Here is a 10,000-nt window from a genome sequence, read left to right on the forward strand (position 1 = left end):
GGATGATCCAGCACGCGCAAAAGGCGGTCGTGGATCGGCTGATCATCTGCCTTTTGGGCCTCGGTGTGCTGACCGTATGGACGCTGTGGGCCGCCAGCGGCTTTGCCGTCGGCAAGCGGCCACCCAATTCCGACGACGACAGCTTCCTGCCTCTCTAGATCGGGATGGTTTTAAAGGGGAGCCTGATCCCGATCTAAATTTTTGTTTTGTCGCGATATTTTTGTCGAAAACCGCTCACACTTTTCGACATATCGCTTTAGCGCTTCCGCCCCTTGTAGTTTTCCGACCAGCTTATGATCGGCAGCACCGGAATCCCCCAGAGTATGCCGGACAGGCCGTAATACAGCAGGTGCACCCAATCGTTGTCAGGCAGCCTTTCGCCAATGCTGGAAACGATCACCACATAGACGGCCAGAAACACCACAATGCCGATACAGGCGATGACGCGGCGCACCGGCAGGCTGAGACCCTTTGTCGCATCGTCGCTCATCGGCTTACCCGCTTCATTTCTTGACATTGACCTTCTCGATGGCGCGCGTCAGGTGAAACAGCGCCAGAAGACCGGCCGAGCCCGCTCCGGCGGCCCTGAGCGTCGTGTAGAAGCGATCCGGATAAATATCGAGAATATGGATGAAAAACGTCATCAGGATCGCCCCGAAAATGCCCACAAACATATTGATGATGGCGCTGTAGCGGCTCCTGGTCAGGTTGTTGGCGATCCAACCGACGATGAACCCCGTCATACCGGCCAGAATCCAGTCCTGAACACCCATTTGTGGAACCTTTCACATTTTTCCGTCGCGCATCGCTTGAATTTCACCCCTCCCTGTGGGCAAATCAAAACGCACGGCCAATGCCTATTACAGGTTATTTCGCCGCAGTTGAACAGGTCCGCCCGACGGAACCCAACAATTATTTTTCAGTGAGGCGTAACGGTGAGGCTTCCGCTCAAATCTCCTTCCGTGGCCATCTGGCTCTCTATCGTGGCCGCTATGGTCGTGCTGATCGTCATGGTCGGTGGCGCCACGCGCCTGACCGGCTCAGGCCTGTCGATCACCGAATGGAAGCCCATCCACGGTGTAGTGCCGCCGCTGAATGACGCCCAATGGGCCGAAGAATTCACCAAGTACCAGCAGATACCGCAGTACAAGCAGGTGAATGCGAACATGTCGGTGGAGCAGTTCAAATTCATCTTCTGGTGGGAATGGGGCCATCGCCTGCTGGGCCGCCTGATCGGAGTCGCGGTCCTGATCCCCTTTATTGTCTTCCTGTTTATGCAGGCCATCCCGCAGCGCCTGATCTGGCGCTGCGCCTTACTCGTCGGGCTGGTCGGCGTGCAGGGGACGATCGGCTGGTGGATGGTGCATTCGGGGCTGGCCAACCGCATCGACGTCGCCCCGGAACGCCTGATGACACACCTTAGCCTGGCCCTGGTCATTATGATCTTTGCCATATGGACGGCCAACGAAGCCTTGCACGGCCAATCGCGCGGGCATGGCGCGCCCGGTGGCTGGGTCGCCGCCGTCGCGGGTCTGTTTGGCCTGACCTTCCTGCAATCCATGCTGGGCGCGCTGGTCGCTGGTAACGATGCGGGGCTGGTCTATAATGACTGGCCACTGATGGGCGGGCGTGTCGTGCCCTTTGTCGATTATTCCAAAGGCCTGTGGCACGTCTTCGTCCACGATCAGGGCATGGTGCAGGTCCTGCACCGCTTCAACGCCTATATCCTTCTGCTCTACGCCACGGCTCTGGTCCTGTGGTTGTGGCGGCGCTGCCTCGATGACGGTATGCGCCTGATCGCCGCAGCCTTCGGTGTGCTGGTCTGGTGTCAGGCCGCTCTAGGCGTCGCGACCCTGTGGACCAATGTGCACATCGCCTTCGGCCTGCTGCACCAGTTGGGCGCCGTCGGGCTGCTCATTCTGGCCACCCTGCTGCTGTGGAAGGTCGCCCGCGCCGATCGCGACTTCCGCCGTCGTAATTTTTAAGTTGACCCTCCTCCCTGTGCCGCAGGCATAGGGAGGTGGATTTTTGCCTGAAAGGCAAAAAGACGGAGGGGAAGGCGAAGCCGAAGGAAAGAGGCAGGGGCCCCTGCACCCCATCACCTATCCGCGCTCAAACCGGATATGCAGGGCGCGTGACGGAAGTTTTTTTTGGGGCGAAGCCCCGCTTTATTTTGCAGACAAACCCAGGTCGTGCCGTTCGAGCGCCCGGTAATGGGGTGTGGGGCCTGTGGCCCCACGGTCTTTGCCTACCTTATGCGTAACCTTACCCCTTGACGGCCTCCGTGCTGAACCGATCCCACGGGCCGGTGATGGCCAGCGTCCAGCCGGGGTTTTGCAGGTTGACGAACATGGTTGAGCCGTCGGGCGAGAAGCACACCCCGGCCCATTCTGAATTGGTCGGTTCGGTATTGCGGGCGAAGGTGGTGACCTTGCCCTCGCGGGTGATGATCTTCAGGTGGTTTTTCAGCGTGTCGGAATAGCGGTCTTCGCAGGCAAAGAGCTGACCGCGCGGCGAGACGACGATATTGTCCACATAGTCGAACAGCAGGTCGTTGTTCGGCTCGGCAAAGAGCTGGATACGGCCGGGGGCGCGGGCCTCCTGAGGCGTGCCTTCGTGGGGGCTGGGCACATAGCGCATGATCTGGCCGTTTTCACCGGGACCGCCGGAGGTGCAGGTGAAGTAAAGCTCGCCCTCGCCGAAGAAGATGCCTTCTTCGCGCGCGAACTGGGCCGCGCCCTTGGCGTGGGCGCGGGTGCGCAGATCGTTATTGGGGCTTTCGACCTCGTCGAGATCGACCCATTCGCTTTCGAACCAGTCCCCCTGCTGCCAGAAGATGGCGGTCTTATTATCGGTCAGGGCGTGCGGCTTGCCCTTGATGACCAGCGCCTGCAACTTACCACCTTCCCGCAGCTTGCCCGGCACCTTGGGGATGAAGCGATAGAAGGCCGAGTCCCCGGCGTCTTCGGTCAGATAGACGATGCCGGTCTTGGGATCGACGGCCACGGCCTCGTGCTCGAAGCGGCCCATCGCCTTGATCGGCTCGGCCTTGACGAGGCCTTCGGCGCGCGCCGGCACTTCGAAGACATAGCCGTGATCCTTGCCAACGCCGTTGGGGGCCTTTTGCGAGGTCTCCTCACACGTGAGCCACGAGCCCCAGGGCGTCGGGCCGCCGGCGCAGTTGGTTGAGGTGCCAACCAGCGACAGGTGATGGCTGACCAGCTTCTGTTCCTTGATATTATAGACCAGCGTGGTCGTGCCGCCGTGCAGCGGGCGACCGTCGGGGGCGAAGTCATAGACCTTGGCCGCATCGACCTTACCGAACAGTTCGTTCTGCGCGCCGAACGGGCCCATCTTGCTCAGGCTGTGCTTGATTTCGTGGTTACGCACCAGCAGCACCGTGTTCGGGCCGTGCGGGAAGCAGGCCATGCCGTCGTGCTTACCCGGCACGAGCAGGCCGTCGCTCATGGTTTCGCCCTGACGCGAGAAGATGCGGTAGGAGAAGCCAGCGGGCAGGTCGGCGATACCGTTGGGGTCCTTCACCAGCGGGCCATAGCCTTCGATCTGATTGACATAGGTGTCGGGCGCGTTTTCGGTCAGGCGGTGGGCCGCCGCGGCCTTGCTGATCCACAGCGCCATGCCGGTAAAGGCCGCAGAGGTGGCCAGAGACGAAGAGAGGAGGGTACGGCGGGACAGCGACATGGAAACACCTTTGCGCGTAAGGGACACTACCGTTTGGAATCGGATGCGGCTTATGTAAAGACAAGCGGGCACAGAATTATGACGATTTGATACGGTAATTTAATACCTAATTAAAAAATATCAATAAAAACAATTGCCTGTTTCAATTTTTGTCAAAAATAACTGTTGACGCGGCCATTTGCCTCGTCTATACGCTCCCGACTTTTCCGGCGGTGGCGTCTGTCACGGCAGGAAGCACCCGTTTCAAACCCCGGATTTCACCAAAGGAATCTCCCATGCTTACCTCTGCGACCGCGGCGCTCAAGCCCGCCAATGTCGAGAAGAAGTGGATCGTGATTGACGCCCAGGACGCCGTTGTCGGCCGTCTGGCTTCGTTCATCGCCATGCGTCTTCGCGGCAAACACAAGCCTGACTACACCCCGCACGTCGATTCCGGCGACTACGTCATCGTCATCAATGCCGACAAGGTGCACTACACCGGCAAGAAGCTGACGGACAAGATCTTCTACTGGCACACGGGTCACCCCGGCGGCGTCAAGCAACGCACCATGGGTCAGATCCTCAGCGGCAAGTACCCTGAGCGCGTCCTGACCAAGGCGGTTGAGCGTATGCTGCCCAAGGAATCGCCGCTGGCCCGCGCCCAAATGACCCACCTGCGTATCTACGCCGGTTCGGAGCACCCCCACGAAGCTCAATCGCCGGAAGTCATCGACTTCAAGGCCCTGAGCCGCAAGAACGTCCGGAGCGTCTAAGAATGTCTGAAGTTCAAGCTCAAGGCCTCGAAGCCCTCGCTTCCCTGTCGTCGAACCCTGAAAATGCGCCGGTTGAGCGCGTTCAGCAACTCGACAAGTACGGCCGCGCCTATGCCACCGGTAAGCGTAAGAACGCCGTCGCCCGCGTCTGGATCAAGCCGGGTTCGGGCAAGTGGATCATCAATGACCGCGCGCAGGAAGTCTATTTCGCGCGTCCGGTTCTGCGCATGATGATCGCTCAGCCGCTGAACCTGACCGACCGTGCGTCGCAATTCGACGTCATCGTCTCGGTTCACGGTTCGGGTCTGTCGGGTCAGGCCGGCGCCATCCGTCACGGCCTGTCGAAGGCTCTGACCTATTACGAGCCCGCCCTGCGCCCGGCGCTGAAGGCGGCTGGCTTCCTGACGCGCGACTCGCGTGTCGTCGAGCGTAAGAAGTACGGCCGCGCCAAGGCTCGCCGTTCCTTCCAGTTCTCGAAGCGTTAATCGAGGTCTTGGGGGGAAACGTCGTTTTCCCCAAGTGCCCTCTTCCGGAATACGGAGAAAAACACCCTCGGGGCAGCCCGACGGGTGTTTTTCACTTTTTTCAGGGCTGTTTTCCCAATAAGACGCTCTGACTTAATACCTCCCCGACTTGTTGGGGAGGGGGACCGCACGAGCTTGCGAAGCAAGCGAGATGTGGGGGTGGGGTATCTTTCGTCCGCTGACCAAGGAGCGTATCATGTCCCATAAGGTTTTCATCGATGGCGAAGCCGGCACCACCGGTCTGCAAATCCGCGAGCGGCTGGAAAAGCGCCCGGAGATCGACCTGATCCGCCTGAGCGATGATCGCCGCAAGGACACCGAAGCCCGTCGCGAAGCGCTCAATGCCGCCGATGCCGTCATCCTCTGCCTGCCCGATGAGGCGGCGAAGGAGGCGGTCGCCCTGATCGAAAACCCGGACGTCGTGGTGATTGACGCTTCGACGGCCCACCGCGTCGCTGAGGGCTGGACCTACGGCTTCCCCGAAATGACCGAGGATCAGCGCGATCTGATCCGGGCTTCAAAGCGCATCAGCAATCCCGGCTGCCACGCCACCGGCTTCATTGCCCTGACACGGCCTCTGGTCGAGCTGGGCGTCCTGCCGCCCTTCTTCCCGATGGTGGCCACGTCGCTGACCGGCTATAGCGGCGGCGGCAAGGCGATGATTGCGGAGTTCGAAAGCGGGCAGGGGCGCGAACGCATCTATGCCACGGGCCTGACGCACAAGCACCTGCCGGAAATGCAGCTCTATGCCGGGCTGGAAACCGCGCCGATCTTTTCGCCGACCGTCGCCAATTTTGCGCAAGGCCTGATCGTTGAGGTGCCGCTGCACCTGTGGGCCCTGCCGGATGCGCCTGACCTGCCCACCATCTTCAACATCCTCAGCGCCCACTATGCCGGTGAACCCTTTGTGCGCGTCGCTTCGCTCGAAGAGACAGCGTCGGCGACGTTCGTCAATGGCGACTCTTTGCGCGACACCAATCAGTTGCTGATCCACGTCTTCGGTCAGGAAGACGGCGATACGGCCAATCTGGTGGCGGTGTTCGACAATCTGGGCAAGGGGGCGTCGGGCGCGGCGGTGCAGAATCTCAACCTCGTCCTCGGCCTCGAAGAAACCGCCGGACTGCTTTGATATGAAAGCGGTTTGGCTCGCTCTGGCCCTCACGGTTGCGCCGGTTTCTGTCCAGGCCGCGCCAGCGTCTCCTGTCGCTTCAGTGGCACCGGTGGCGGAAAAGGCTGAAACCTCTGACCACAAGGGCGGCTTTCCGTGGGTGACCTTCATCATCCTGTTTGTGGTGTTTGGCGGCTTGACGATGTTCCGCAAAAAGGACCAATCTTCTTCCGATGTGACGGATAAGGACAAGGCGTCGTAATGGGACCTCTGACCAGCATTGCCATTCTTCTGATGATCTGGTGGGTGACTCTGTTTGCCATTCTGCCGTTTGGCAATGTGAGCCATCACGAAGCCGGTATCGAGACGAAGGACGGCGGCGACCCCGGTGCGCCGGTCTTCCACAATCTCAAAAAGAAGCTGCTGATCAACACGGTCGTGGCCGTGGTGGTGTGGGCCATTGTTATGGTCATCGTGCAGTTTGGCCTCATTCCGCTGCCGGAAATCCCTGCGGCCTGATCGGCCCGTCCTATTTCCGCCTTTTTAGCATTGATCAATGACGGCGAAGCTGGCTAGTACAGGGCCAGTTTGCCGCAATCCCAAGGTTCCCTGCCCATGCGCCTGTCGCGCTATTTGCTTCCGCTGCTTAAGGAAAATCCCTCCGAAGCCCAGATCGTCTCGCACCGTCTCATGCTGCGTACCGGCATGATCCGTCAGGAGGCCGCCGGTATCTATGCCTGGCTGCCGCTGGGTCTGCGGGTGCTGCGCAAGATCGAAAAGATCGTGCACGAGGAAATGCAGCGCGCCGGTGCGGTTGAGCTTCTGATGCCGACGCTGCAACTGGCCGATCTGTGGCGCGAGTCGGGTCGCTATGACGACTACGGCCAGGAAATGCTGCGCATCAAGGACCGCCATGAGCGCGAGATGCTCTATGGCCCGACCAATGAGGAAATGATCACGGAAATCTTCCGTGGCACGGTCAAGTCCTACAAGGACCTGCCGATGAACCTCTACCACATCCAGTGGAAGTTCCGCGATGAGCAGCGCCCGCGCTTCGGCGTCATGCGCGGCCGTGAGTTCCTGATGAAGGACGCCTACTCGTTTGACATCGACGAGGCCTCGGCGCGCAAGGCCTATAACCGCATGTTCATCGCCTATCTCAATACCTTCAGCCGTCTGGGCCTGAAGGCGGTGCCGATGCGCGCCGATACCGGCCCGATCGGCGGCGACCTCAGCCACGAATTCATCATCCTCGCCGAAACCGGCGAAAGCGCCGTCTTCTGCCATAAGGATCTGGTTGATATGCCGGCCCCCGGTGCCGATGTGGACTGGGACGATCTGCAAGGGCTGGTCGATCAGCGCACATCGCTCTACGCCGCCACCGAAGAAATGCACGACGAGGCGGCCTTTAATGCCGTTCCGGCGGACAAGCAGTTGTCGGCGCGCGGCATCGAAGTCGGTCACATCTTCTATTTCGGTGAAAAATACTCCGCACCGATGGGCGCCAGGGTCTCCGGTCCCGACGGCGCGCAGGTCAATGTCCACATGGGCTCTTACGGCGTCGGCGTGTCGCGCCTGATCGGTGGCATCATCGAAGCCAGCCACGACGAAGCGGGCATCATCTGGCCCGAAAGCGTCGCCCCCTTCGATGTGGCCCTGATCAATCTGCGCGTCGGTGACGAAGCCTGCGATGCGGCCTGCGACAAGGCCTATAAGGCGCTGACCGCCGCCGGGCGTGACGTGCTCTATCACGATACGGACGACCGTCCGGGCGCCAAGTTCGCCTCGATGGACCTGATCGGTATTCCGTGGCAACTGATCATCGGGCCCAAGGGCATTGCCGAAGGTCAGGTTGAAATCAAGCACCGCGCCACGGGCGAACGTCATACGGCGGCCTTCGATGCCGTCCTTGAACAACTGACCAAGGCAAAATGATGAAGGGGCTGTTGTCGCTGTTTTCTTTCTCCGCCTGGGAAACCGATCTGGCGCTCAGATATCTGCGCACCAAACGCAAGGACGGCGGCATCGCCCTCATCGCCATCATCAGCTTTATCGGCATCACGCTGGCCGTGGGCGTGCTGATCATCGTCATGTCGGTGATGAACGGCTTTCGCGACGAGTTGATGTCGCGCGTGCTGGCCTTTAATGGCCATCAGTTTGTGGCAGGCGAACCCCTGACCGACTGGAACGGTCGCGACGCCATGCTTAAGCGGCTGCGCGCCATTCCGGGCGTCATCGAAGCCTCGCCCTACGTGGAATCGCCGGGTCTGGCGCAGGGGCCGTTTTCGCAGGCGGGTCTGGCCTATATGCGCGGCGTCGATGTGGCGGCGTTGAAAAACACGCCGATCATCCGCGACAATATCAAATCCGGTTCTCTGGATGGATTTGGCGTCGGTGAATATGGCGGTGACGTTATTCTCATCGGGGAAGGTCTGGCCAGCCAGATGAATGTGCGTGTCGGGGACGAACTGACGCTGTTGTCGCCATCGGGCAGCACGGCCTTCGGGGCCATGCCGCGCCGTAAGCCCTATGTGGTGGGCGGCATCTTCAAAAGCGGTGTGTCGGAGCTGGACGCGGCCTTTGTCTTTATGCCCTTGCCGCAGGCGCAACTCTTCTTCGACCGCGAGGACGAGTGGGATACCGTCGAAATCAAGGTGAAAGACCCCTATAATATCAAGGACTACTACCCGGCTTTTCGCAAGGCCGCAGGGGATAAGGCGATCCTGCTCGACTGGACGCAGCGCAATGCGCCCCTGTGGAACGCCCTTCAGGTCGAACGCAACGTGATGCGCCTGATCCTGATGCTGATCGTGCTGATCGCCGCTATGAACATCATTTCCGGCATCGTCATGCTGGTGAAGAACAAGACGCGCGACATCGCCATCATGCGGACCTTAGGCGCGGATCGTACTTCGATTACCAAGATATTCTTCCTGTCGGGGGCTATTATCGGGGCCACCGGTACAGTGCTGGGCGTCGCCATCGGCACACTGTTCTGCATCTTTATCCGCCCGATCCAGCAGATCGTCGAAGCCCTTTTCAATGTGAAGGTCTTCAACGAAGAGGTCTATTACCTCGCCTATATACCGGCCAAGGTTGAACCGACCGAAGTGCTGATTATCGTTGGCTTTTCGATGATCGCTACCTGCGTGGCCACCCTGTTCCCGGCCCTGTGGGCGTCCAAGCTCGAACCCGTGGAGGCCCTGAGATATGAATAATGGGCTTATGAATGATGTGGTTCTGTCCCTGCGCGGCCTGGTGCGCGCCTATCCCATCGCCGATGGTCGCACGCTGGACGTGCTCAAAGGCGTCGATCTCGACCTGCGCGCCGGTGAGGTGGTCGGGCTGATCGGGCCCTCCGGCTCCGGTAAGTCGTCGCTGTTGCATTGTATCGGTTTGCTGGAATCCTCCGAAGAGGCGCAACTGACCATCGACGGGGAAGACTTTACCCGCGCCAGCGAGGCCGCCCGGACCCGCGCACGTCTGCAAAAGATCGGCTTTGTCTATCAGTTCCATCACCTGCTGCCGGAATTTACGGCCTTGGGCAATGTCGCCCTGCCGCAGCGCGTGCTGGGTCTGCCGCTCAAACAGGCGGAAACGCGGGCGAGGGGGCTTCTGGAGCAACTGGGGCTCGGCGAACGCCTTGATCACCAGCCGGCGCAACTGTCAGGCGGAGAGCAGCAACGCGTGGCCATTGCCCGCGCTCTGGTCAATGCCCCGCGCCTGTTGCTCGCCGATGAACCGACAGGCAATCTCGATCCCCAGACCTCTCAACAGGTGTTCGACGCCCTGAGGACAATCGTCAAGGCGCAGGGGGTCGCGGCCTTGATCGCCACCCATAATCTGGAACTGGCCGGGCATATGGACCGCGTGGTCAGCCTCAAAGACGGCCGTCTTGTGGAAACCGTTCCGGG

12 protein-coding genes are annotated in these 10,000 nt (G+C 60.4%); 9 read left to right on the plus strand and 3 right to left on the minus strand.

The window, feature by feature from the left end; genetic code table 11:
• Nucleotides 1-256: 256 nt before the first annotated feature.
• Together LDL37_RS04665 and LDL37_RS04670 are read right to left on the minus strand one after the other, a co-directional pair.
• Complete coding sequence (locus tag LDL37_RS04665) at nucleotides 257-517, minus strand: DUF2842 domain-containing protein (protein WP_290795046.1); 261 nt, start codon at nucleotides 515-517, stop codon at nucleotides 257-259.
• Entirely contained in the window at nucleotides 504-773 is a 270-nt protein-coding gene (locus LDL37_RS04670; RefSeq protein ID WP_126423722.1) for a transglycosylase, read from the minus strand. The genes LDL37_RS04665 and LDL37_RS04670 overlap by 14 nt, the downstream gene beginning before the upstream one ends.
• 162 nt (nucleotides 774-935) lie before the next feature.
• On the opposite strand from LDL37_RS04670, the gene LDL37_RS04675 reads away from it, so the two are divergent.
• Nucleotides 936-1,985: a COX15/CtaA family protein gene (locus tag LDL37_RS04675; RefSeq protein WP_290795051.1), complete on the plus strand. Its 1,050-nt coding sequence runs from the start codon at nucleotides 936-938 to the stop codon at nucleotides 1,983-1,985.
• A 280-nt stretch (nucleotides 1,986-2,265) separates the two neighbouring features.
• Here LDL37_RS04675 and LDL37_RS04680 read toward each other — a convergent pair whose 3' ends face one another.
• Nucleotides 2,266-3,702 carry an alkaline phosphatase PhoX gene (locus LDL37_RS04680; protein WP_290795052.1) on the minus strand — a complete coding sequence of 479 codons (1,437 nt, stop codon included), beginning with the start codon at nucleotides 3,700-3,702 and terminating at the stop codon, nucleotides 2,266-2,268.
• A gap of 275 nt (nucleotides 3,703-3,977) precedes the next feature.
• Between LDL37_RS04680 and rplM the strand changes: the two genes are divergently transcribed.
• The 8 genes from rplM to LDL37_RS04720 all read left to right on the plus strand — a co-directional run.
• Nucleotides 3,978-4,454, plus strand: coding sequence for a 50S ribosomal protein L13 (rplM, locus tag LDL37_RS04685; protein WP_272742643.1), 477 nt, complete (start codon nucleotides 3,978-3,980; stop codon nucleotides 4,452-4,454).
• A gap of 2 nt (nucleotides 4,455-4,456) precedes the next feature.
• Nucleotides 4,457-4,939 carry a 30S ribosomal protein S9 gene (gene rpsI, locus LDL37_RS04690; protein ID WP_013480297.1) on the plus strand — a complete coding sequence of 161 codons (483 nt, stop codon included), beginning with the start codon at nucleotides 4,457-4,459 and terminating at the stop codon, nucleotides 4,937-4,939.
• Nucleotides 4,940-5,174: 235 nt separating this feature from the next.
• The gene (argC, locus tag LDL37_RS04695) at nucleotides 5,175-6,107 is read left to right on the plus strand and encodes an N-acetyl-gamma-glutamyl-phosphate reductase (protein ID WP_290795056.1); all 933 of its coding nucleotides are present in this window, start codon (nucleotides 5,175-5,177) and stop codon (nucleotides 6,105-6,107) included.
• 1 nt (nucleotide 6,108) lies between these two features.
• A complete protein-coding gene (locus LDL37_RS04700) occupies nucleotides 6,109-6,348 on the plus strand; it encodes a hypothetical protein (protein WP_290795058.1) in 240 nt (79 codons plus the stop codon).
• Nucleotides 6,348-6,605, plus strand: a complete 258-nt coding sequence (locus LDL37_RS04705) for a DUF1467 family protein (RefSeq protein ID WP_126423728.1) — start codon at nucleotides 6,348-6,350, stop codon at nucleotides 6,603-6,605. Before LDL37_RS04700 ends, LDL37_RS04705 begins: the two co-directional genes overlap by 1 nt.
• A 96-nt stretch (nucleotides 6,606-6,701) precedes the next feature.
• The gene (gene proS / locus LDL37_RS04710) at nucleotides 6,702-8,021 is read left to right on the plus strand and encodes a proline--tRNA ligase (protein WP_290795062.1); all 1,320 of its coding nucleotides are present in this window, start codon (nucleotides 6,702-6,704) and stop codon (nucleotides 8,019-8,021) included.
• Nucleotides 8,021-9,304, plus strand: a complete 1,284-nt coding sequence (locus LDL37_RS04715; RefSeq protein ID WP_290795067.1) for a lipoprotein-releasing ABC transporter permease subunit — start codon at nucleotides 8,021-8,023, stop codon at nucleotides 9,302-9,304. The genes proS and LDL37_RS04715 overlap by 1 nt, the downstream gene beginning before the upstream one ends.
• 7 nt (nucleotides 9,305-9,311) lie before the next feature.
• A partial coding sequence (locus LDL37_RS04720) for an ABC transporter ATP-binding protein (protein WP_290795064.1) occupies nucleotides 9,312-10,000 on the plus strand: 689 nt, incomplete at its 3' end.

It is taken from the genome of Asticcacaulis sp., from assembly GCF_020217185.1.
In the GTDB taxonomy this organism is placed as follows: domain Bacteria; phylum Pseudomonadota; class Alphaproteobacteria; order Caulobacterales; family Caulobacteraceae; genus Asticcacaulis.

Excerpts from the sequence above, each read along its gene's own strand:
- LDL37_RS04715 (WP_290795067.1), top strand. The coding sequence starts at position 8,021 with ATGAAGGGGCTGTTGTCGCTGTTTTCTTTCTCCGCCTGGGAAACCGAT.
- rplM (WP_272742643.1), top strand. The coding sequence starts at position 3,978 with ATGCTTACCTCTGCGACCGCGGCGCTCAAGCCCGCCAATGTCGAGAAG.
- proS (WP_290795062.1), top strand. The coding sequence starts at position 6,702 with ATGCGCCTGTCGCGCTATTTGCTTCCGCTGCTTAAGGAAAATCCCTCC.
- rpsI (WP_013480297.1), top strand. The coding sequence starts at position 4,457 with ATGTCTGAAGTTCAAGCTCAAGGCCTCGAAGCCCTCGCTTCCCTGTCG.
- LDL37_RS04665 (WP_290795046.1), bottom strand. The coding sequence starts at position 517 with ATGTCAAGAAATGAAGCGGGTAAGCCGATGAGCGACGATGCGACAAAG.
- LDL37_RS04680 (WP_290795052.1), bottom strand. The coding sequence starts at position 3,702 with ATGTCGCTGTCCCGCCGTACCCTCCTCTCTTCGTCTCTGGCCACCTCT.
- LDL37_RS04700 (WP_290795058.1), top strand. The coding sequence starts at position 6,109 with ATGAAAGCGGTTTGGCTCGCTCTGGCCCTCACGGTTGCGCCGGTTTCT.
- LDL37_RS04670 (WP_126423722.1), bottom strand. The coding sequence starts at position 773 with ATGGGTGTTCAGGACTGGATTCTGGCCGGTATGACGGGGTTCATCGTC.
- argC (WP_290795056.1), top strand. The coding sequence starts at position 5,175 with ATGTCCCATAAGGTTTTCATCGATGGCGAAGCCGGCACCACCGGTCTG.
- LDL37_RS04705 (WP_126423728.1), top strand. The coding sequence starts at position 6,348 with ATGGGACCTCTGACCAGCATTGCCATTCTTCTGATGATCTGGTGGGTG.